Genomic DNA, 23,616 nt, shown 5'->3' on the forward strand with positions numbered 1-23,616 from the left:
TAAAGTCTTCAGATTTTTTAAGTAAGTAGGTCCAAGTCACGCTTTCCACTTAAGACCTGAACCAGTGTAGGTTTATTTCAAAAGTATTTTATAATTCCCAAAGCTCCCTTTTACTAAACCTTTCTTTTTCAGTTCCTTCATTTGAGGTTTGTTATCAAAGGGGTAAAGCATCCATATCGAATCTTTTGTTAGCTCTAATTCAACAGAATTAATGGTATAAGCATTAATTCTTAAGGGGAGTAGTACTACATCAGTTTCTGTTAAAACTTGAACCGTATAACTCGAAGAATCAATAGCTGTAATTTTCACTTTTTCAATTAAATCACGGGTTCCAATATTATACACATAAATAGAATCTGAATCCAGATAATAATCCGCTCCCTTCTTACAGGTCACTTTTACCTCTTTGGGGTCACCATAATTTCGAATGGTAACCCGGTACATTACATCACATGACATTAAAGTGAAGGCTAAAAAAAGGAGTTGAATGATTTTCATTTTTGAAGTTAGTGAATTAGTTTTTTGATATTTTTCTTTTAAGCTGTTCATATTTTTATTTTCAATTAGTTTAGACTAAAAGTTTTCAGATTTTTTTAAGTAATAGGTCCGAGTCACGCTTTCCGCTTAAGACTTGACCCAGTATAGTTTTTGAAAATTACTTTAATCATTACTCAGTGTAATAGAGTATGAACTGTCATCTAAAATTTCAATGATAAATCGGCATTGCTTTCTAGTGTCAGCGACTACAATTGTGTAACTTACTTCACAGAAAAGAGGACTGAAATATTGATCAATAGTGAACTTTTTTCCAAGCTGATTAATTTGTCCAGAAGATTTCTCAATTTTTAAATCCGAGGGAGCAAAATCCGTAAAAGCACTTTTTATGGAGAAAGTTACTTTCTTATTACGTTCATCGGTCGATGTACTTTTTTCTACCTTGTAATTCATAATACCAGTAGTTGAAGTTACTCGGTAAGGGGTATTTGGAGGTGTTACCCCAACATATTCATTATTTTCCCAGTAGCCAGTTAATGTGTTTTTTTTACTGTTAATTTTATATACAAACTTTCCCTTACCACTTTTTTCACCATTGAGCCAGTGCCCTTGATAGAGGTCCCCATTTTTATATAAATACTTCCCTTTACCGTCGGGCAATCCATCCTTAAAAGTACCAGTATACGTATCTTCACCAATGGCTTTTCCTTTTCCATTGGCCAGTCCATTCAAACATTCTCCAGTATACTTTCCAGCAATTTTGTCAAGAAGCACTTTACATTGGTTTGTTTGTGCATTAGCACAGATAGTAATGAATAGGAGAGCGAAGGTGATTATTAGCCTTTTCATATTTATTTCGAAAAAATGAATAAACATAAAGCATTTCATTGCAAAAAGTGATGTGACTAATGTTTATTCTGTTAAAATTAAACTTATTAAAATCTCTTTCTGTGATATTAGTTATTGAAACATAGAGTCTACTTAATATTTCAAAAGTTTGCTTGTTGTATTTAAGTTTTTATTGAATGTTGTAAAGCGAAATAATTAAACATGTTTACACATTAAAGTTAATGTATGAAGTATAAACTATCAATTTGATTTATGCTTCATACATTTATTTAAAATTATTTTTTTGATTCTAATTTTTCTAACCTTGATTGTAATTCAAGTAATTTTAAATTTATAACTTTCATCTCTTTATTTTCTCTTTCAAGTTCTTGGATCTTCTTTTCTTGTTGGATTGTATAAAGAGTTAACTCTTCAATTTTCTGAAGTAATTTTGAATTGATATCTCCTAAGAAAACTCCATTTTCTTCTACTTCTTTTTCATTTGGAATATCCTTTAAATGTCCATTATCTTTTATGAAATCTTCAACTTCTTGAAGTGTTGGTAGCTCATAGTCTTCATAAAATACAAAATCAGCCCAGTTAGTTTGTACTTTAATTTCTTTAGCTAGAATTTTACCATTTACTGCTAACCTCCATGAAGAGTTATTTGTTCCAATACCAACATTACCATTGCTATTAATAATTAAATTGCTAGTATGGTTATTTGTTCTAAACACTAACTTATCATTTGAGTGCTCATATTGCATTCCTCCAACAAAGTCATCATCAGTGTCAGCAAAACCATAGTAAGCAGTTTTATCATTTGGAGTTAATATTGATATCATTGAGTGTTCAGAACCTTCAACAGTTAAAGCAGAAAAACCATGTGGGTTACCACCTGATAATCCTTGGTATATGTGAAACTTACTTTTTGGATTGGTTGTACCAATACCAGTGCTTCCTCCTCCGAAACCTAAAACGACATTGTCAGAGGTATAGTGATTTACACTTACATATTTACCAAATTCAGAATCTAATATAAGATGTCCAGATCCTGATTGACTTGATTTAACACTTGGACTTCCATCTTTTCTTCCAACAAGTAAAGTTGAACCTGAATTTGAGGGTTTTATTTCTAAAGGACCCTGAGTTTGTGCCTGAGTTTTAAAACTTATTAGAATCAGTATGATTCCGACTGTTGTTTTGAGAGATTTAATAATCATGTTATCTAAATTTTCATGTTTGGCCTACAGGATTATCTATTGAAATCTTCATTAATTTTTCAAAAAAAAAGTTTGTACTTTAAGATTCTGTAAGATATGCATAAATCTAATTCATTAAAGATGAATTGATGTTATTATTGATGCGAAATTTTTATTTATTAGAGTTTAATTTTTTCCTTCTAAAACTTCATCATTATAGTCACAAATTGTTGAGATTTTCAAGAAGACATTTACAATACAAATATTCTTAGAAGTATTATCTAAATGAGCTAGATTATAAACAAGGATCATATTATGTTGACTATCATAGGTGATAAGTAGAATTTTGTAATACAGATTGTTAGAAATGATGCCCTTTAGATGAATTATAGTAAACTTCATAAAAACTATTTTTACAATCATTCCATAGTTTCTTAGATGTCCCAGTGATTACTTCTTTTTTTAAATAATAATCAATTAATGGCTTGCCTTTAAGGAGGTAAATTTACAGATGCTTTCAAGAACAAAAATCTTCTCAGTCTTTGATAAAAAGAGCGTTGAAGTTTGCTGTTATTCATCCTACCAAGATGCTTAAACTAATTACTAGAATAAATAGTTTAAGCATCAACATATATACAATTTAAACCCTTTACGAAGTCAAGCTATCGATTAAGAAATTCAATATCTTATAGGTTCCAATACCCAAAAAAGTGACTAAAAATACCCAAGAAAATCTTTGAAAAACGTTGGTTTTTACCACCTGCTGTTCTATTATCTCTCCATTTTGAATTAATTCTAATTCGATCTGTCTTTTACCGAACTGTTTGTAATTGGACTTCAAGGTCAAGTTTTTAGAATTAAGGCTCAGTTGATGATTGAATCCAGAGAAGGAGAATTTTTTTGAAGAGGGTTTGCCATTCAATAAAACACTTTCAACTCCAAATACAGAATTGAAAAATTCTATTTTATTATTTTCAATTTTAAATTCAGCGTACTTCATTTTTGTTTAGTTTTTAAGTATAAATCATAACGTCAGGTAAGCATAATTACGGATGTAATTTAGCGATATCTCATTATCTGACAGTTACTATTATTAATAGTTTTGCCCAAGGCTTATAAAATTACAATAAACATTGTAGCACAACAAGTATTTTTTCCAGAATCTCTTTATGAATTTTATTTATGTATTACTATTACTTAATGTTATCTAGAGGAGATTATTGATTAGAAGTTGTATCATTTAACTTCTCACGTTAACTTTAATATCGTAATAAACTCTATTTTATTACGGTTTTATTTACAATGATTTAAAATAGGCTTTCGCTCATCATTACCCCACAGCTTAAGTCATGGGGTAATGGTGAAGTAATAAATCAAACTAAATATAATGCTACTCAATAAAAATCACTTACAAAAGGGAACGGGGGGATTATTAGTCCTTTTTTCCTTGATTTTGATCCTCTTCGAATACAATTCTATTTTTAACGATGAGAATACACAACGCTATATAGATTATTCCATTTTACTATTTATCAGTCGCTGGAGTATCTATATTGTACTTTTTTTGGCAGGGCTGAATACACTCTTCAAAGCACAAAGTACCAATCTATTTTTATTGATTTTCAGTCTCAGTGCATTATTAGAAGTTTACATTAATGAGAACTATTACATTATCAAAAGTATAGATGATTTTCACGCCAACTTATTTTTATTTCTTTCCATTTTTGCACTTATTATTGCTGTTTTCAATTTATTTAAAACAGGTCGACTGAAAATGATGGGCTTTGTTTTAAGCATAACTTTCGCAGTGATGATTGTTTACCTTCCTAATGCTTTAATTACCTATTACTTTTAAAGAAGCTATTTATGAAACTTTCCTTTTATACCAATACGCTGTTTTCAGTAGTACTATTTTTTCTTGTTAGTTGTGAAAGTACGCCTGAAAACAGCAATGAAATGACGCCAGAAAAATGGAAAAGTGATATTGAATACCTTATCACTACTTTAGAATCAAAGCACATTCATCTTTATCATAGTAATGCTAGAGACAGTGTTCAAAAGCAGGTTGATATTCTACAGCAAAAACTACAACATTTATCAGATGATGAGATTTATTTACAGCTTGCAAAAATAATAAAATCACTAGATGATAGTCACACAGGAATATGGCAACAAGGTGATTATTATGATGCCTATCCATTGGAGTTTTTTGTTTTCAGTGAGCAAGAAGTTAGAGTGACTCGAACACCTAAAAACCACTCAGAACTATTGGGAGCAAAGCTCTTATCTATAGATGGTACACCTTTGACTCACATCATTAAAGAGGTTTCGTCTGTGGCTCAATGTACCGACAATTGGTATTCAGAAAGTGAAAGATTTGCCTCTTATCTGAAGTATTCAAAAGTATTGAAGGGGTTTGGTATCACTAAAAAGGAAGATGCAGCCATTTTCGAATTTCAATTGGAGGACAGTACCAAGAAAAAGCTATCATTAAATGCCGTTCCCAATTCAGAATACCTCTCAACGCTTACTGCTCCTATACAACTCAATAGCCCTTTTAAATTTGAAAATGCGGTGATTGGTGTACCTTATCTGTGGTATCAACCGTTGGAAGAACTCCATACCGCTTACATTTATTTTTCTGGGTATCCTGAATTATTACAAATGCGGCGTTTTGCTATTGCACTCACTCGAGATATTATCAAGAAAGATCTCCGAAATGTCATTATTGATTTAAGAGATAACGGCGGTGGTAACTTTTTTATCGGCATAGAACTTATAAAATCACTTTCATTTATTAATCAAATTGACTGGAAAGATGGGGTGTATGTGATTACACATAGGACTACTTATTCGGCTGGAATGAGTAATACGGCACAATGTAAAGAATTACTCAATGCAAAAATTGTTGGTGAACCTACAGGATCGAACCCCAATGATTACCAAGATGCTGAAGGTTTTCCTTTACCCAATTCTCAACTGTGGGTTCAGTTTTCAAAAAGACATTATCAATTTCAAGACAGCGTTTCAGAGGGTATCCTTCCTGATGTTCACATCCAACCTAAATGGGAAAATTGGAAAAATAAAGTAGATGCTGATCTGACTTGGATTTTGGAAGACATTCGGAAAAATAATAAACGAAAGGTTGATTGAAGTGTAAATTTCTTCTAGCTTTAATACCCAGAAGGGAAAGACAGGTAAAGGTCTGAAAAGTTCTTTTATATGACATTTACCAATATGAAAGTTTTAAAAGAGTTTAGAAGTTAATTTCTCTTATTTTTAAAAAGAGATAATGATGATTTTTCCAAAAAGAGTTATCATTAATGATCAAAGTAATGTTATTAATGAATCATAGCATAAAAAATACCTGAAATTCTAGCTGAATAGGATGCCATTTTAAAAATTACAAGTGCCTTAGTAAATCTAGATGGTGATGAGTTAGATAAATAATGAATTGGGCTTATGAATGAAAAACTTTAAGCTATACTTATTGAAATTGAAGACAATATCTATTACGATGATGTATCAGCGTTAAGTTACGGAATAGTTGATTGGGAGGATTTTGAAGTGAGTAGTACAGAAAGTATTTCAATGGGTTTTAGCTATGATTTCGCAAAAGGTTTTTATGGAATGCCTGGCATTACATTAGAGTATTGTAACCCCTTAGCTGAACTTGCATCAAATTATGCTGATCGTAGTCTCATAAAAAATGAAAGGCTATAAAGAGTTAAGAAAAGTTTTTACTTCTTATGGATTGGAACCTATTCATAAAGCTTTTGCGAAACTTGAAGAGGAGGGAGAATTATTTCAAATAAATGGGATAAGTAATCTGATGATTTTAATTGGAGGTCATGATAGTGGTGAGGCTTTTCCAATATTAGTTAGAGGTATTTAAAATAAAGTTGAACATCAGCTAATCACCACCCACCGGTCGTTAGCTATTCTGTTGTACCACATTCAAAATGAAAAGAGCAATATTCATATTAATAGTGCAACTAATATCAATCTTAGCTTTTGGGCAGGATAAAGACTTAATATATTCAACTCCTTTACTAGATAAGTATGTCAACCGTTGTATTGATAGTCTAGAACCAATAGAATATTTGAAAATCAATGACTACTCAAAGGAGATAGACTTCTGTAATTTGGCATCTTGTTTGACATTTTTAGAAGCATATGATCAAGATTCATTACTCAATCAAGCCATTTATGAGCGATTAAGACAAATAGCTCAAGTGTTTTATAATGAAGGAACTCCTATTTTGCTCCTTGGATATTCAATGAATAGTGTTGAATTAAGTGAGAGTTTAAATATGAAAGAGAATCCCTATGGCATAACATATATTAGCTTAGGTAATTCTTGTCTCTCATTTGGTTCTTTTGGCAAAGGCGTCGAAGAATTTAATAAGGAGACAATACTTTTAGTAAAGTATCAAGTCCCTAACGAGGAAAATCCGAAGAAAAAGAAAAAAAGCGTGATACAAAAAAATAAAAACCATTGAAAACATTTTTTATTTAAATGATTACGATTATCAAAACCGTGGGGCAACATTTATTAAACTAAATACAAACGTGTAAAATAAATCTTTTAACGATGATTAGAAAATACCTTTTTATAGTTTTCATTCTTATTACATCAATTTCATGTGAAAAAAATAAAAACTATTTTTTGATTATAAAATAAGCATAAATGGATATACTTTTTAGGCCTATAAGACTGTTATCATTGATCGGTATAATATTATCAATACCTCTTACGCTATTCTATATGTCACAATCGGGAGGGCAAGGAGGTATGTATGCATTTGTAACGATTTCAGTTCTGATAATCTCAGCAATTTTCTATTGGACAGAATCATTCCTTTACAATAATTCTAATGCAACAAAAAAAGAATCTTTAATCTCTGAATCAGTTATGTTATTGATTTTTATAGTTACCCCACTAGTTTGGACTGTCTAAGTGGAAAAGATAATTATCTTTTTTTGAGAGATTCAGCTTCAAACCTTTTATTAAAACCCATTTTATGATTTGTCAAGGCTGGTCTGTGTTGCGCCTGCGGCAGACCATTCATCTTGGCCTTTACAACTCATAGAATGTGGTTTTTCTTTTGGTTTTGAGCTTGTGTCTCGGCGACCCTTCTCAAAGATATAGAAAGGTTTTTGATTATCAATTGAACTATGTCGTCTTTCGTGATTATAGTAAGACATATATTCTATTACCCCTAAAGCTAACTGATGGCCATTACTATAAGAATGTTTATATATTTTCTCATATTTCAAACTTCGCCAAAAACGCTCTATAAATATATTATCAGTTGCTCTTCCTTTACCATCCATACTGATGGTTACACTTTGACTAATCAAGTACTCTGTAAATACATCACTTGTAAATTGAGCCCCTTGATCTGTATTGACAATTTCCGGTGCTCCATGCTCTTCTATACATTCCTGTATCGTCTCTTTGCACCATTCCGCTTCCATTGTATTGGAAAGAGACCAGCCTACAATGTAACGGCTGTGTATATCAATTACAGCCATTAAATACATAAAACCCTTTTCCATTGGAATGTAGGTGATATCGGTTGCCCATACTTGATTTACTTTATTAATGACCATATTACGAAGGAGATAGGGATACTTTTTGTGCTCTTTTATCCCTTTTGAAGTATGAGGACCAGGAATAAGTGCCTGCAGGTCCATCATACGGTATAATCGGGCGATACGTTTATGGTTGACTAACATTCCCTGATCCAGACGCAACCAAGTAGTCATACTCGGAACCCCCATGTGAGGATGCTTTGTATACTGCTGATCTATGATCTTCATTAACTCAAGATTTTGTGCTGACTCTCCTTTTGGCTTATAATAATAACTAGATTTTTGTAAACTTAATAGCTGACATTGACGTGTGATGCTTAGCTCTGGATGAGCCTTGTCGACAATTTTTCTCCGTTCTGACAACGACTTATTTACGACAAGGCTTTCTTTAAAAAATCCACTTCAACTTGAAGTTTACCAATTTTCGCATAAAGCTCATCTTCTTTCCCTTCACTCGCTTTTTGAAGCTTCTTTTTCTCTCTAGACTTTTCAAAAACACTGGATGCACCATCTAGAAATTCCTTTTTCCATGTACTGATCTGAGTAGGATGAAGATCATACTTTTGGGCTAATTCTGTTGTAGTCTGTAAATCCTTGATGGCTTCTAAAGCTACTTTGGCTTTAAATTCTGAGGTGAATTTTCTTTTACTTTTCATAACACTGCAATTTACTTAATTATTAATTTAGATTGCAGTCCGTTTTGATGGGGTAACTATACGTAGCATTTGACCAATTATTTTGGACGCTCGGATTTTACTTTACTATAAAATTCATTAACTCTCAAAATAAGAAATTCCTAATCCTATTGGGAATTACGTTCAGTTTAGGAGTATTGAACAAATACACAATATTAGTTTGGGCATTTGGAATTTTTATTGGGTTATTTTTTTATCAAAAAGGGAATCTATTTAAAAATAAATGGCTGTATGTATCCGCATTGATTTCATTGTTGATTTTCTTACCAAATTTGATTTGGCAAATTCAAAATGAATTCCCTCTTTTAAAACATTTAGAAGCACTCAACGAAAAGCAACTCAGTGAAATTAGTCCTTTAGATTTTGGGCTTGAACAGTTAAATTTTCCACTAACTCTGATCATAAGCCTTTTTGGTGTAGTTGCTCTGATAGCAGATAAAAAATTAAGAAACTACAGAGCTGTTGGAGTTGCATCGATAGTCATCTTTTTTACAATGTGGTTGCTCAAATCAAAAGCCTATTATGTATTTGCAATCTACCCTGTTCTTTTTGCCAGTGGAGCGGTCAAAATAGAATCTTTATTATCTAAAAAGCCTTTTTGGGTTGATGTGATTTGTTGCAGTATTCTGTTGCCTTCCATTTATTTTATTCCAGAAGCTACTCCTTTACTGCCAATTGAAAAATTTGTCGAGTATAAAAATCTTGAAGAGAAAAACGGACGAGTTGAATTGACAGGAGATTATGCAGATATGTTTGGCTGGGAAGAGCAAGTAAAGTTGGTGGATAGCGTGTATCAATCTTTAACTCCTAAAGAAAAAAAGAATTGCGTTTTATGGGCTGAAAATTACGGAGAAGCAGGAGCCCTCAAAATTTTAGGGAAGCAATATAACTTACCAAATCCGATAAGCAGACACGGTAGTTTTTGGACTTGGGGATATGGAAATAAAGATGCGGAGGTTTGGATTAGTTTGGGGAATGAAAAGCCATCTGTCGAATATGTATTTGAAGAAGTCGTGTTAATTAAAATAATTACACACAAATATGCAATAGGGGAAGAAAACGGCATTCCGCTTTATGTTTGCAGAAAACCTAAACTCAATATCGAAAAGTGGTGGAAAGATTATGAGGAATACATATTCGACTAAAGAAAACCAACAGGTCATAAAAATATGTAATACGAGGTAATATTAAATTTGAAAAATATGCCCAAGCAATTAGAGCATGATTGAGAACTTGGAGCTTAAGAAGTTTCTTACTTTCCATATTTAGAATATTGTCCAAAACAAAAAAGGATGAAGACATATAAATTGCCTTTCTTTGGAAAATTTGAGTTAACTCCATTGATAGAATACTACGCAATAATTACTCAGGACAATCAGAGAAGAATTTCATTAACCGTATTATTCCTGATTGCTTTTGTTTTGCCTTGCAACTTGAGTTTTGCTCAAGGGGAATTACATGGTTATGTAAAATCATCATTAACGGGTTTGAAACCTATTTCAAGTGTTTATATAGAAATTGTTAATCTTGACAAGCCAATTAAGGAACGAATAACCATGGTTGATAGTGCCGGTTTCTATCAATTCACTAATCTTGAAATTGGTAAAATATATAGTTTAAAACTTAGTGCTTTTGGTTACGGTAAACCTCAGTTTGACATTAAAATAAATTCTGAAGTTACCGTTGCAAATTTGACACTTGAGGCCAATTGTGATTACAGTCAAGAACAAGCTGACATTGATTGGAAGAAAAATAAAACCAAATTATTATTGATTGGATCAATTGCACCTTTACCAAATACTCGTGCAGATAACCGGTTTGAAGAAAAATATAATTTGGAATATTACGATTTCGGGTGTACTCCTCCAATCGATGAATGCATCAAAAGCTATAATGAAAGAGTTTTTGAGTTAATGGATCACTATTATGGGAAAAAATGGCGTAAACAGGTTAGAAAAGATGTAGAATATTTGAAATGAGTAACGCTTTACAACCTTCCTAAAAACCGTAGACTTATAAAACAAAAATGAAAAATACTGATGACATAGATTTTTTACTGACTCTGCACCCACATGGTTGGAGTACATGTTGGATTTATATTAATGATAAAAAGGTTGAACTCACCATTTCACATATATTTACTGATCCTTACTACGATTTCATGAAATCTTTATCTCAATTGATGGATAAACAGAAAGAGACTACATTTTTCTGGTATGGTGAGCCTGGAGGAGAAAGAATAATTATTAAAAGGATTCAAGATCGCCAACATATGATTCATGTAAAAGTTGATGGTTTCTATGAGCCATATGGAGAGAAAATTAAGGATTTTGAAACGACAATTGAGTTTGAAATCAAGGAAAAGCAATTAATAATCCTAGCTTATTACCAGCTTAAAAAAATTTCATTTTTACTCAAAGAAGAATCATTTTCTAAAAACCGAGAAAAAGATTTTCCATTTAAGGATTTTGTGAAATTTGAGGACAAGGTAAAAGGTTATTTTGAATTAGAAAAAGGACATTAATCGTATTTTATATTAGAAACAAGTAGGATGAAAAGCTTAACTGGATATAAAATAATAATCTCAGGGTTAGTTTCTTATAAAATAGACTTAGAAGAATATTTACCATCCATTAAAAAGAGGATAACAGAATTAGGTGGAGAAATTGTGGGACAACATATCCAAAGGCGTGGAGTATCTAGGAGTAGAAAACTTGGAGGTTCTAAAGACTTGAATAAACCATTAAGTACTGAAACTTATATTAGTTCTGGAAAAGTAGATGAATTAAAAGAGATGGTAAAACAGTTTGATTGTGACATCGTCGTATTTATTAATGATCTTACAAAGTCTCAAATAAATAACCTTGAAAAACTGACCAATACTAAAGTTGAAATTTTTCAGGGACAACAAGAATAAAGAATTTAAACTTTACAATGGAGTTGACCATTTTTGGAATAGATAAACAGGTAAAGTAGAATCACAGATAAAGCAACGGATAAAGAGTTAACCCGTAGACTTATAAAACAAAAATGAAGAAGATTAAAACATATTTAACAGAACCAAGTGCACCTTGGAAACGTGGCTCTTTTATTGGTGGTGCAGGATTATTTGCATGTGGTTGGACACAAGACAATAAAGTATTTATGTTGTTCCCTGATTATTTTATAATCGCTGATCCTTTGACAGGTGAAAGGGAGAGTATGATTGAAGATGATGATCTCATCCAACGCCTTTCAAAAGATAATCTAGAGTTTGACCTAAAAGAAGGAAATCAAAAAGTTAAAGTATTTGGATTGAGAGGAGGAAATGGAAATCATTTCACTACAGATAGGTGGAGTTTGATTGAAATACAGCAAGAATCACAAGAGAAAATATTTGGAATTACAGATTACAAGCATTTTGGACGTTCTGAAAATGAGTTTTGGAAAAATTATGATCTCATAAAACTTCATGAATTGGAATTTGGACAATGGTGTGGTTTTTCTCCTGATGAAAAGTATTTTGGGATATTTGGTTCAGGCGGAGCCGAAATATTTTATAGGGTATAACAGGCGTATCAAAATAATTAAGCAAATTCAGCTGAAAAGATTTGTAGAAGAAAAGAGGCTACTATGATTTCCAATTTAGATCGAAGGGGAAATTAATTTGAAAATAGATAAAACAGCATTATTGTTGGTAACAATAAAACCAAGGATAGCAATAAACTTAAAACAATGAAAATATATTTAATTTCAATTATTATACTAAGCTTTTGTGCTTGTGTAAATCCTAAGAATAAGGAAAGCAAACAGACAATAAATCAGCCGGTTGGACAAGTTGATACCTTGCATAAAACAGAAATTGTCAAAAAAGAGATAACGTTTTCTAAAGCAAACGGAGAAGCAGTATTAATTGGTGAAGTGATCGAATTATTGGATTATGATTTAAAAGTAATTGCTGATATTTCAAATCTAAATGGAGCAATTGTAAATATAAAAAGCGTATCTGATTCTTTGTATAATCAAGGAAAAGATTTTGAGGGTTTTTGTAAATCTTTTTGGTACGTAGAAATAGAAATTGATTCAATAAAAGGAATAGTAAATGGAAGACAAGTTTTTAAAATTCAAGATTTGACAGCAACTGAGAAGTTTACTGTAAATGGAACTTGTATTGAGTTTTTAAGAACTGATTTTTTTGGTATGGGAGTGGTTTATCAAGGAGAGCTTATGGGGTGCTCTGTTGACCAGCCAATAATTATAAAGGATACCACAAATAATTATTATGGATTAGTTGAGTTAGTGGAAAATGATTATTCTAAAAAAGCCAGTTGGGGTTCTGTTTATTCATACTTAGAATTAAAAAATGATGATGGGGGATACGACACGATAGATACTTTAATTGTTGAGGATTCAAAAATTAAACTTAAGATTCACAGAGGGTTTCAAGAAGGAGAAAATGAATCTGATGTTGTGTTAAACTTCAAAGATGGAAAATACCAAGCAGAGTACCTTAATTTCGGTGAGGTAAAGTATGAATAATAATTTTGAATTTGTACTTACCCATCACAAACATCGTACAAAGAAACGAATATGATACCAAGTTATAAAATAGGATTCCAATGTACTTTAAAGTATTTTCTGTTAGGGTTATTTCTTATTTTTATAATCCCACTGTTATACATTACTTACATTTTCTTTTCAGAAGCTACTCCATCATTCAGCTTTAGGGTATAATACAACCACTGAAAAAGAAAATGAATTAAAATTTATGAATTTAGAGAGGGTTGCTATTCCAGTGTTTATGTTTGATCTATTTTGGTTTACAGAGTTATTAGTAGTTTTAACTCTCATTTTTTTTAATAGAAAGATTAATTATTCAACATTAAATCTCAAATACGCTTTACTTTTAATAGTACTTTTATTCAGCGTAATTTTACCTTATTTAGCATGTAGAATACAAACAGAATTTTATATAAACTTTTTGGATTTTGGAAGAGATGGAAACAACTTTTTATGGATAACTTTTAAATTTCCGATGTATTGGTTAATGGGTATTATTGAATTCTATCTAATTTTAATTACAAAAAAAATGAAGATGTAAGAAGCTTGAAGTTGAACATAAAGAACTTCAAAAATTTCAATTGATCGTTGATAAAAATTTAGTTTACATAAATAATCAAGAAGGGTTAGTAAACGAATGCGATTTAGATTTGAAGAGGAATTAGAAGAAAGGAATAACGGTTGGTAATTTCTTTTGATCAAATAAATGCTCCTTTTTGTATAAATCGAAATGAAGTAAATATATAATTGTGTGTATCAATAATTTGAAATATAATAAATCAATCCAATCATAACCAAATAAAGTAATGAGCAAACAAGTAATATCAGAATTAGATCAATTAGAAGAGAAAATTTTTATTGAGCATGAGCTAGAAAGTAGATCAGGAAAGTCTTTTTTAGAAGTTTTAGAATTTATCGAATGTACAGGTTTTTTAACTTTAAATAGAAAAGTAAATGATTACCCATGTCTTGAAAAGTTATCGATGCGGGAGGTTTTTAAAATTATTCTCGAAGTGCATAAAGAGTACTTATCAAACCCAGAGCCTTTAATTCATTTTAAACTTATAGCAAGCTATGGCAAAACAGTTTTAGATATGGTAAGTTATTTGAAAGATCATTTAAGAGAAAAAGATTTTGAAAATAAAATAGTCAGGTATAATGTTCTTCTTTTCATGTTTAGTTTGACATTTTGTAGCGAAGAAAAGAAACCGATTCAAATTCCAAATAAGAAATTCACATTTAGAATGAAAGTATCTAAAGAAATGAATGAAGAGATGTTCGATAATTTTCAAAAGACATTATCTGAAAATATAGAAGATACGATAATAGTTCTTGAATCAAGATATGAAGACCCGTATGAACATTATATCAAAATTAAAAAAAGATTGGCAGAATGTATAGAGAGTATTTTAGCCAATACAAAGAAACAACTGGATGAAATTTATTTTGAAGAAGAAATTACAAAATTGTGATTCCAAAATTTTTGAAAAACTTACCAACTATTTAAACCAATTTTATTAATGGAAAAAATCATTAACCAAAACCATTCAAAAGAAACATACTATTATATTCTTTCGAATATTTTAGAAAAAGCCTCCTATTATGGGCTTCGTTCAATCATGGTACTGTATATGATAAGTGAAATGCTTAACATGGAAAGAGAAGATGCATTTAACCTTTATGGTTACCTAACGTCTTCTTATATCATATCCCAAATTCTTGGAGCTGTCTTAGGAGACTTTCTTATTGGCAATAAAAAAGCAATAATAGCAGGAGCTCTTATGCAATCAATAGGATTATTTAGTATTTGCAGTGCCTCACTCTATGGTCTTTATATAGGAATGTTCCTTGTTATTATAGGTAATGGATTATTTATACCGAATATGCTATCTAATTTTGGGAAACTTTATCTCAAGAAGACCAAACTTTTAGATGCAGGTTTCACGCTGTTTAATTTCACTAGTAGTATTGGAATAGTACTTGGAACCGTGGTGATAGCCCCCATAGCAGATACTTTTGGATATAAAATTGTGTTTATCATTTTAGGCATAATAACGATTCTGTCCATAGTCCCTCTTCTTATTTTAGAAGAACAAATACCAGCACCCGAAAAGCAACAAAAAGTTGAGAAAAGTAAGAAATTAAAAATCATAACTACATTCGTTTCAGCCTTTTTGTTTTTGGGTTTGTATCAACTAGGGCACATACGAATTAATGACTTACAATATGTATTTGAGAACTCCTCAATATTTTTAATCCCTGCAAGTTGGTGGTCATCTCTGCTTCCAGCATTAAGTGTACCTATCAGTTTATTTGCAATTATCTTATGGAGTTACTTTTATAGTTGCCAGTTTTCTAAACTGATGCTTGGTTTCATTTTTGGGACTTTATCTTTTGGAATTTTATACCTTATGCCAGAGGTTCCAACAGAACAAACCATTCCCCTCTTCCTATTATCTCTACTATTATTGGCAATAGCAGATATACATGTCAAACCTGTTGTTTATTCTATATTGACACAATATGCTAATCCAAAATACTTAGCCACCTTGATGAGTCTTGCTTATATTCCTACTTTGTTACTTACAGCTTTAGTGAGTTTCAACCAGGAATATTTATTTGCAAACCCAACAGTTTCAGTGTTAATAGGACTTATAGGTATGACCATTTTTAGTTTTTCCTTTATGATCTTTCAAAAGGTGAATAAATCTGTATAATACACTTTATCCGTCATAAGTCTGGGACTTCGACCCTGGATTTATGATGGGGTAGTAATGTATGTAAGGGTGTGTTAGTAGTGTTTAAAATGATTTGATAAATAAAAGGTTGTATATAATTTCTGTAAAATGGTTCACTATACTGATTCCGAATTTAAGGAGACCGAGCTTGTTTTAACCGGTAAAAAAGAAATGAGTCCGCAATTGAAAGAGTTGTCGAAATGGATTGCAAGTGAATTCAAAATAGAGGTAATAAACTTGATTGTTGATTATTTAAAACATTTGGGTAAAGAAAGGCTTCAAATTATAACAAGGACAAGTCAAGATGCCTGTAAGTTCAATGAATCAGAGCAATGGTCAGGGAATTTCGATTCTGATAAACAAGAAAAAATCGCTCAAAAATATCTTGAAATAGTAAAAAGGAAACCAATAGTAAAAACGGTACTTTCAAGATTAATAAAAAAATATAAATATCCTGCTAGTAAAGAACTATTTGTCTGTTCCTCCGCTTTTAATCCAATAGCAAGAAAACTAACAATTACTAAATTGAGTGGTGAAAAATTGATGAAGTTTGAGAAGGATTTACCTGAATTATGGAAAATTCAAACAGGATTTGGTGTAGCAGATTTCTTTTTATTCGAAGATGAACAAGTAGAAAAATTAAATAACTCAGAAGCCCTTGAAAAAATAAAAAGGAAGTTTTTTGCTCTCATTAAAGAACATGATATCTATAATTTATTTGAGCTAGAGCATTTTCATATTCACCTTGATTCGAAAGAAAATTTTGATAAGAATTATGAAAGTAATTGGTATTACTACTACAAATAGACCCATTAGAAGAAATTACAAAGGTCTTTTTTTATGCTCATTTCAAATTATTCACTAAGCTATTGATATAAAATGGATTAGGTACAAATACCCTTTTTTAGAAAATGAGTATTTGTACTCTAAAAAAACACGCATTATTGCTACAATTTTGTATTGTAATCAAAAACAAACTATTCGATTAAATCGCTACTATTTTTTGGTTATTAAGGTCTAAATGAAAGACCTTCTTTGATAGGGTATGAAAGCTAAAATCAGCGATAAGCATTTCATCTCTTTTCAAACTTTAATAAAAAACTTTATCCGTTTTGAATGCCTGTTTCAGTAAGAAGTCAAGAGGTGATGCCATTTTTTTTACACTTCAGACCTTAACAAGTAAGGTAAAAAAGAGACAATATTAGAGCCACTGCATACATAAAGGAATCGGATAAGGTTAATGGATTGTTCTTAAGTATCAAGCCAAAAATAATACACTATGAAATCTAAACTATTAATAATATCCTCTTTGCTACTTCTAGCGAGTTTAATATGTATTTATTCCTGTAAACACAGGAGACATCAAAACGATAAATTAAGTGGTTTTACGATAGCTAATAGAGCATTGGCTTTTAAAGATCATATTGATACAATTCCTAAAGGGTACAAAGGACCTAAGTTTGTATTAAGAAAAAATTATCCAATTAAAGTTGACTCTACTTTGTATAAATCAGAAAAAGAGAAATGCAAGTGGTTGAATATTCCTTTAACTGAAAAAGATTTCAATTCAGCAGTCAAAAAAGATAATGGTCAATGGCCAGAAAAATGGGATGAATACGCAAGCTCCATTAAGCAATACTTAGTAAGTAATTTGAAATTAGAAAAGAACGGGATTGCATTTAATAATCCTTATTGGTACAATTTACCTTGGTTGGCAACAAATCCTTATTCTGGAAGGGAATTTACCCATGGTGCCCGATATAGTTTTCCCATTCCAATTACTCAACTAGTACCATCTGCCAAAAGTAAAGCTACTGTTTCTGTTTGGGGCATTGCGCATTACAATTACTTTGGGGGGCTAGCACTTGGTCAAGTTTGGTCAGAATATGGCGACCTTCAATACATGCCTGCACCCAATGGAAATAGAGTGAAAGGACTTCCATTTCTTGATGGTACAGTGATACATAAAGTAAATATCATTGGTCACTTAGGAGATTACACACCTGAACACTTAAAAAATGCACCATCTTGGGAGCTCAATATACATAAAAATGCTCCTGGAACTGGTGCGAAAACCTATGAGAGAACTTTACAAAAGGCACATATTTTAGAGATGGATGTAATGGTGAAAGATTCACGTTCACCTTGCGGATGGGTATTCTGTGCACTAGTATATAATGATGATGTCCCTTATGAGAAACCGTTATGGGAAAGATATGAAATTATGGGGATTCAATTTGGAATGGACCCAGAATCTTTTCCTGCAGTACCTATTACAGAAAGTAAACCCATACATCAAACTTTGCTAAAACCCATCAGTGAAAAATGGACCGTGGGCTGTTATGGAAGACTTGTGACCTTTCAGGGCTCAACAAGTCAGAACTGTATGGGTTGCCATCAAACAAGTTATTCTGTTAAAGGGACACCGTCAAGAGGTTTTGCTCTTCTTGGAGGATTGGGAAAAGAAAGTTGTGATACAACATCTTATAAAACGTATCCCAACTATTTCAAAAACTGGAAATTCCCGTCTGTATATGATGGAACCCCAATGTTTAATACCTCAAAGGATTCTTTAGTAGGGTATGATTTCTCTTTAAGATTATTTGATGCCGTAGAATCCTACGAAGAATATAAAGTCCAATAACAGACATGAGCTTTAATGAATCAATGTCTTTATAACGCTAAGAAACATTTCTCAATAAAAATAATTAAAAATGAAAACTAGATTTACTTTATTCTCGCTTATCCTTCCTTTTCTCTTCTACAATTGTACATATAATGTCAATAAGAAAGAAGAGATAGACTCAATACAAGTTGAAATCATTGAGACGAGTTCAACCCAATCTCCGATCATTATACCAGATGATATTCTTAATGGATATATACCTCCATATGATTTGCAGAAGAATGCAGGCGTTTTGGAGAGTGCTTTGTTCGCATGGAAAGAGATGATTGCATTATCTTGGCAATCCAATTATACAGAAACTAATACTTGGAGAGGTAAGCCAGATACAACTTGGACTTATGCTCAAGGTACTCCTCAGAAGCCTTTAGTTTGGGAAACTTTCGCTCACCGTATCGAATACCGCCCCAAAGGCGATCAAATCGTCAAAAGTTTTAATAGTAAACCCTCTTATTCATTTGTGAATGATGATAAAATAGATTGGAATGGAATCGATCAGTCTAAGCAATTTGTAGTACTTGATGAAGATAGTGAAATAGCATCGTGTTACGTTTTTGCAAAACCAAATATTGAAAAGGTCACACCTAAAGATAAATTGGTGATGTATATGGCGAAGGTGAATGAAGTAGAATACAATTATAGAAAGGATTATTTTAATTCACATGAAAGCATTGTTGCCTCTCTCTCAACAATTTCTGATCCTGACGGTGGAACAGATTCCTTAAAAAAAATCTCTACTTACAATGGTGGTTTATTTGACCCTTGTGGCTCAAAACATTTTGGAGAAGAAGGCATTATCGTTTTTCCTTGTAGTGATGAGCCTACAAAACAAAGAGGTGTAATTGAAATAAAAACAGCTTGGAGACCTTTAACGGTAGCGGACAATAAAGAGGAATTCTTAGTAAGAGATGCGATTGTTTTTGATGAAAACCAATCATCACAGTTCGTAGCAAAAAAAGAAAAATACGTACTTATTGGAATGCACATTATCCAAAAGACCAACAATTATAGAAATTTCTTTATTGCTTCTTGGGAACATAATAGCCTTCAAAACTATGGTTATAAATTTGTAGTAAATAACCCTCCTTCTCCTGCACCTGGGCAAGATTATCAAATTCTTGCAGTTGAAAGACATAATGATGAAGATGGAGCACATTCCTATATTGAAGAAGTATATTATGCTATTTCTGACTCCATTCAGGCAAGAATAAAGAAAGCAAACCCAACTAATTTCCTAGCGAATTATAGACTTATTGGTTTTCAATCTAACCTTTATCCTGAAGCTACACTGGAAGAAAGAAAAGTAGAGATGCCCGCTTATTATTTGGCAAACCTAATCATTGAATCAGATTCCGTTTTGGCAGATTTTACAGGGAGCACGATTAATACTCCTTTTAATAATGATAGTAACGTAGTTGTAAATGGAAAACTAATTACAGCTGGAGGGTGCTCAGGTTGCCATGGTGCTGCTCAGCAAAAAGGTGTTGACTTTAGCTTTGTTACTGACACCTTAGGCAAACCTATTCCAGAACCAGATCCACGTTCTTTAAGCCAAGAAAAAATTGATGCTATACTTTATGATATGGTCAAATAACTAGAAAAGCCCACATCTATTTTTCTGTTTAACCCTGACTTATAATATACTATAAGTCAGGGTTATTATTTACTTACAGAATTATCTTTTACAATTTGTAATACAACAAAAAATAGTCATTGAAATGATTTGTATGTAAGGGTGATAGTGGTAATTTTATTTGACATAAAAGTTTTTCATCAGATATTTGATTAAATAAAAGTAATTTATCACAAGGCAGACGAGCAACAAATTGTATTCAAAGAAAATGTGGTCAGACAAATATTATTACTTACAACTTTTTAAAGATGTTGATCTTAGTGAAGAGGTTTCGACTAAAAAAGTACGGCAGTTAATAAATGGTTTCGATGAACTTAAAAGTTTAGGCGATTTTGAATTTAGAAATAAAAAAGGATTCCCATTTATTCAGCTATTATTACTTAATGTAAATAGTTTAAGAAGTTGGAGTGAGAAAGATGTTAATTCAGAAAAGACCAATTTAATAACTATTGTTTGCTCTAAAAATGAAGACTTTGATACATTTTTAGAAATACTTTTAAAAATCGCTGTACACCTAAATTGGACTTTAGTAGATGAAGAAACAGATGAGGGTGTTGAAAATTATATTATTTGGCATTCTAAAAAAGAGAAATGATAGAAATAAATTTGAGTGATATCAAGTACAAAATTAAAAGTATATTTATACCATATTTGCTCATAAGTATTTCATCATGTGTGTTATACACGTTATTTTATTGGGTTATAGTAGTCCAACTTGATATGTTTCAATTTCCAAGTAGTATAGTTAACCTTCTCGTGCTTTTTATGATTCCTGGAGTGTTGGTTCAGACCGTGTTAAAGGAAAGATTACAGATATTAGCTATAAAAAAAATAAGAGTAATTGGTTTTAAGTTATTAATACTTTTTTCAATCATAGTACCTTTAGTACTTTTAGGACATGCTATTCTGGATGATGTGTTTTTTAGGTTAGTTGAAATAAATGATGTTGAGGATATAGGAAAATTTTCTAGTGATAAATTTTTTACTGTAAACAGCTTCAAAATAATTAAAAATCAAGAAAAAGGATATACACGAGTTACCCCTCCATCAAGAGGAAGTAGTATGGAACTGGTTTTTTATAGATTATTTCAATTTGAAAATTCTGAAAATATCTGGTATGGGTTAAGTTTTGATAAAAAAGTATTAACGGCCGAAGATGATCAAAATGGCACTTTAAGTAAGGTTTTCTCAGCAAACATTCAAAATGATCTAGATACCTATAATTTTTATAATGTTGATTACTTTGAAAAGGTATTTAATCCAACTGAAAAGAAAAACTTTATGAGAGGAATTGACAATAACGATTTGAAGTTTAGGGATAGTTCACCAATAATTCTGATACCTCAAAAAGGAAAATTTGAACAAAGATTGTACACCAAAACCTCTGGTTTAGTTCAAATATATCTCATAAATATTGCTTTTGTACTTTTTATTATTTTTCAATTAAAATTAAAACCTCGTGATATAAAATAATTTTTTAACGCTCACAAAGCAAACTTTATAAACTTAATGAATCTCAGCAAATACTTCTCCTTCATTTCAATTGTACTCGCAATACTATTCATATATCTAAAAATCCAATTTGATATATATGATTTTAATTTAAGAGTAGGCAACACCTCAATGGACAGTGGAATATCACCGTCTTTTGTAACAGGTAGCTTTAAAGTGGGGCTTTTGTTCGCTTTGCCATTTTTGATCTCTTTGACTTTTAGTGTATTGGGTTATATGAAAAGAAATAAATTTCGAAAATGGTCGATGCTTCTTAATGTTTTAACGTTGATCTATTTATTAATACCTTTTGGCTTCTATTTATCAATGGGTGTTATTATTGATTGAAATATAGAAATACGATTATTAAATAGTTTTGTCTTGGCACTCATTATGTAAATGATAGGTATTCTATGACTTTATTTTTTCCAACTGGTCTACAGTAATCACCCTAAACGTGTAAGAGTTCACAGTCACTCTAATATTGTGACTGGAGTTGCTTATATAGAAGTTTTTACCTGTTTTTATATAGAATTTTTCATCTGTTTCATGAAGTACTTTCAGGAGTAGGGCTTCAATTTCCTTTTGGTTAAGTTGTAGGGAAAGTTTCTTATTGATTCTTCCATAAACAAGTGCTGTATAACAGAGGTTATCGATGATCGTCTGCTTCATAATTGTAAATCAGTTTTGTTGTATTTATTGTCACCGGCTTTTGATTTCTTGATTTTCCAATGTTTGATGGCATCTTTCAATACTTTATCTGGGTTGTCGTTCAAAAAATCCCGGATGTATGTATTATACTCGAATTGAGGGGCAATTTGCGTTTTTGTATTATCATTAGCAATTAAGTACCACTTTTCAATAGCCTCTTCTAATGTATTTCCTTGAGCATTTTTCATCCAGTTCATAAATTTCACATTAAACTTAAACTGAAGACCAATTTGATGTTTAAAAAATGTCCTTACATTTTCAGTATTTTTATAATTGTCCGTAATTTTTGTTTGTAAAGAAAGAGGTGCATTGTTCCAGTCAAACTTTGAAAGAGATTGTTTCTTTTTTGGAAGAACAATACGTTCACCTGTTTCAAGAAAATGTTCAATTCTTTTGGTTAGGTCAATTTTACTGCCACTTTTATCCAGGTTTATGGAACTACAAAAGTCGACCAATTCCTTTTTGTACCAATAAAAATTTTTGAAGTCTATTATCGAGATTTTTGCATTTAGCAAAAGTTTTTCGTTTTTCATTAGTTTACTCTTCTATTATAGTTTTAGGGTTGTGAATGATAGATTTCCCAAAGGTTTATAGCTGTACCTTTATTACAGGGGTATCATAAAAAACATTTTCCTTTTGATTAAGTATTTCGAATTTAAATGTAATATTTAATTTTTTTTAGATCAAGGTCAGTGTAAATAAAGCAATGTATTGGAAGGTAGTTTTTAGTAGAAATGACTCTTTTGAAAAGTATAAATCTAGCTTTTCTTTCATCACATTTCATTCTTTATTTTAAATACTGAGCTATCGCTCTATTAAAATTTTGAATTTTCATTTCTTTGACAGAAAGTCGATCTTTATTCTATGAAAAGACTTGATGCATTTGAACTCTATAGAGATTACTTAATTGCCGAAACTCACCAAGCAACAGCTACCGGACTTTCAGCATCAACAGGTAATCTAATGAAGCATGATTATATCAGCGATATGCTTGCGGACCCAA

The 23,616-nt window shown here is 31.4% G+C and carries 25 protein-coding genes and 1 pseudogene; 18 read left to right on the forward strand and 8 right to left on the reverse strand.

Annotated elements, in window-relative coordinates; genetic code table 11:
• Positions 1–72: 72 nt before the first annotated feature.
• The 4 genes from AVL50_RS31080 to AVL50_RS31095 all read right to left on the reverse strand — a co-directional run bounded on the left by AVL50_RS31080 (position 73) and on the right by AVL50_RS31095 (position 3,525).
• Positions 73–498, reverse strand: coding sequence for a hypothetical protein (locus tag AVL50_RS31080; RefSeq protein WP_157491732.1), 426 nt, complete (start codon positions 496–498; stop codon positions 73–75).
• A gap of 162 nt (positions 499–660) precedes the next feature.
• Positions 661–1,344 (reverse strand): hypothetical protein, encoded by a 684-nt coding sequence (locus AVL50_RS31085; protein ID WP_172826958.1) that lies wholly within the window; start codon positions 1,342–1,344, stop codon positions 661–663.
• Positions 1,345–1,619: 275 nt separating this feature from the next.
• Positions 1,620–2,546 (reverse strand): hypothetical protein, encoded by a 927-nt coding sequence (locus AVL50_RS31090; RefSeq protein WP_062621715.1) that lies wholly within the window; start codon positions 2,544–2,546, stop codon positions 1,620–1,622.
• A 628-nt stretch (positions 2,547–3,174) separates the two neighbouring features.
• A complete protein-coding gene (locus AVL50_RS31095) occupies positions 3,175–3,525 on the reverse strand; it encodes a hypothetical protein (RefSeq protein ID WP_062621716.1) in 351 nt (116 codons plus the stop codon).
• A gap of 387 nt (positions 3,526–3,912) precedes the next feature.
• Here AVL50_RS31095 and AVL50_RS33210 point away from each other — a divergent pair, with 387 nt between their 5' ends.
• From AVL50_RS33210 to AVL50_RS31115, 4 genes are all read left to right on the forward strand, one after another.
• Positions 3,913–4,380 (forward strand): hypothetical protein, encoded by a 468-nt coding sequence (locus AVL50_RS33210; RefSeq protein ID WP_157491734.1) that lies wholly within the window; start codon positions 3,913–3,915, stop codon positions 4,378–4,380.
• A gap of 11 nt (positions 4,381–4,391) precedes the next feature.
• The gene (locus AVL50_RS31105) at positions 4,392–5,678 is read left to right on the forward strand and encodes a S41 family peptidase (protein ID WP_062621719.1); all 1,287 of its coding nucleotides are present in this window, start codon (positions 4,392–4,394) and stop codon (positions 5,676–5,678) included.
• A 556-nt stretch (positions 5,679–6,234) separates the two neighbouring features.
• Positions 6,235–6,420: a hypothetical protein gene (locus AVL50_RS31110; RefSeq protein ID WP_062621721.1), complete on the forward strand. Its 186-nt coding sequence runs from the start codon at positions 6,235–6,237 to the stop codon at positions 6,418–6,420.
• A gap of 67 nt (positions 6,421–6,487) precedes the next feature.
• Positions 6,488–7,027: a hypothetical protein gene (locus AVL50_RS31115; RefSeq protein WP_062621723.1), complete on the forward strand. Its 540-nt coding sequence runs from the start codon at positions 6,488–6,490 to the stop codon at positions 7,025–7,027.
• 520 nt (positions 7,028–7,547) lie between these two features.
• Here the strand turns inward: AVL50_RS31115 and AVL50_RS31125 are convergent.
• Both AVL50_RS31125 and AVL50_RS31130 read right to left on the reverse strand, forming a co-directional pair.
• On the reverse strand, positions 7,548–8,486 hold the full coding sequence (locus AVL50_RS31125) for an IS3 family transposase (RefSeq protein ID WP_063851021.1): 939 nt from the start codon (positions 8,484–8,486) through the stop codon (positions 7,548–7,550).
• Between the two features lie 8 nt (positions 8,487–8,494).
• Entirely contained in the window at positions 8,495–8,779 is a 285-nt protein-coding gene (locus tag AVL50_RS31130) for a transposase (RefSeq protein WP_062616435.1), read from the reverse strand.
• Between the two features lie 86 nt (positions 8,780–8,865).
• Between AVL50_RS31130 and AVL50_RS31135 the strand changes: the two are divergent.
• The 14 genes and pseudogenes from AVL50_RS31135 to AVL50_RS31205 all read left to right on the forward strand — a co-directional run.
• Positions 8,866–9,963: pseudogene (locus tag AVL50_RS31135) on the forward strand (glycosyltransferase family 39 protein); the annotation flags it as partial.
• A gap of 147 nt (positions 9,964–10,110) precedes the next feature.
• Positions 10,111–10,797: a carboxypeptidase regulatory-like domain-containing protein gene (locus AVL50_RS31140; RefSeq protein ID WP_062621727.1), complete on the forward strand. Its 687-nt coding sequence runs from the start codon at positions 10,111–10,113 to the stop codon at positions 10,795–10,797.
• Positions 10,798–10,844: 47 nt separating this feature from the next.
• On the forward strand, positions 10,845–11,342 hold the full coding sequence (locus AVL50_RS31145; protein ID WP_062621728.1) for a hypothetical protein: 498 nt from the start codon (positions 10,845–10,847) through the stop codon (positions 11,340–11,342).
• 27 nt (positions 11,343–11,369) lie between these two features.
• Positions 11,370–11,735: a hypothetical protein gene (locus AVL50_RS31150; protein ID WP_062621730.1), complete on the forward strand. Its 366-nt coding sequence runs from the start codon at positions 11,370–11,372 to the stop codon at positions 11,733–11,735.
• Positions 11,736–11,848: 113 nt separating this feature from the next.
• Entirely contained in the window at positions 11,849–12,367 is a 519-nt protein-coding gene (locus AVL50_RS31155) for a hypothetical protein (RefSeq protein WP_062621732.1), read from the forward strand.
• A 165-nt stretch (positions 12,368–12,532) separates the two neighbouring features.
• Complete coding sequence (locus tag AVL50_RS31160) at positions 12,533–13,336, forward strand: hypothetical protein (RefSeq protein WP_062621734.1); 804 nt, start codon at positions 12,533–12,535, stop codon at positions 13,334–13,336.
• An 827-nt stretch (positions 13,337–14,163) separates the two neighbouring features.
• Positions 14,164–14,829 (forward strand): hypothetical protein, encoded by a 666-nt coding sequence (locus AVL50_RS31170; protein ID WP_062621738.1) that lies wholly within the window; start codon positions 14,164–14,166, stop codon positions 14,827–14,829.
• Between the two features lie 48 nt (positions 14,830–14,877).
• Entirely contained in the window at positions 14,878–16,074 is a 1,197-nt protein-coding gene (locus AVL50_RS31175) for an MFS transporter (protein ID WP_062621740.1), read from the forward strand.
• 129 nt (positions 16,075–16,203) lie between these two features.
• Positions 16,204–16,902 (forward strand): hypothetical protein, encoded by a 699-nt coding sequence (locus AVL50_RS31180; protein WP_062621741.1) that lies wholly within the window; start codon positions 16,204–16,206, stop codon positions 16,900–16,902.
• Positions 16,903–17,374: 472 nt separating this feature from the next.
• Positions 17,375–18,739, forward strand: coding sequence for a hypothetical protein (locus tag AVL50_RS31185; RefSeq protein ID WP_157491736.1), 1,365 nt, complete (start codon positions 17,375–17,377; stop codon positions 18,737–18,739).
• Between the two features lie 70 nt (positions 18,740–18,809).
• Positions 18,810–20,372: a hypothetical protein gene (locus AVL50_RS31190; protein ID WP_062621745.1), complete on the forward strand. Its 1,563-nt coding sequence runs from the start codon at positions 18,810–18,812 to the stop codon at positions 20,370–20,372.
• A 247-nt stretch (positions 20,373–20,619) separates the two neighbouring features.
• Positions 20,620–21,006, forward strand: a complete 387-nt coding sequence (locus AVL50_RS31195; protein ID WP_062621747.1) for a hypothetical protein — start codon at positions 20,620–20,622, stop codon at positions 21,004–21,006.
• 197 nt (positions 21,007–21,203) lie between these two features.
• Positions 21,204–21,884: a hypothetical protein gene (locus AVL50_RS31200; protein WP_157491738.1), complete on the forward strand. Its 681-nt coding sequence runs from the start codon at positions 21,204–21,206 to the stop codon at positions 21,882–21,884.
• 36 nt (positions 21,885–21,920) lie between these two features.
• Positions 21,921–22,250 carry a hypothetical protein gene (locus AVL50_RS31205; protein ID WP_157491740.1) on the forward strand — a complete coding sequence of 110 codons (330 nt, stop codon included), beginning with the start codon at positions 21,921–21,923 and terminating at the stop codon, positions 22,248–22,250.
• A 63-nt stretch (positions 22,251–22,313) separates the two neighbouring features.
• Here the strand turns inward: AVL50_RS31205 and AVL50_RS31210 are convergent, their stop codons facing one another.
• Together AVL50_RS31210 and AVL50_RS31215 are read right to left on the reverse strand one after the other, a co-directional pair.
• Positions 22,314–22,574, reverse strand: coding sequence for a DUF3781 domain-containing protein (locus AVL50_RS31210; RefSeq protein ID WP_062621753.1), 261 nt, complete (start codon positions 22,572–22,574; stop codon positions 22,314–22,316).
• A complete protein-coding gene (locus AVL50_RS31215) occupies positions 22,571–23,146 on the reverse strand; it encodes a DUF6434 domain-containing protein (protein WP_062621755.1) in 576 nt (191 codons plus the stop codon). Before AVL50_RS31215 ends, AVL50_RS31210 begins: the two co-directional genes overlap by 4 nt.
• Positions 23,147–23,616 lie beyond the last annotated feature (470 nt).

Source organism: Flammeovirga sp. SJP92 (genome assembly GCF_001583495.1).
In the GTDB taxonomy this organism is placed as follows: Bacteria; Bacteroidota; Bacteroidia; order Cytophagales; family Flammeovirgaceae; genus Flammeovirga.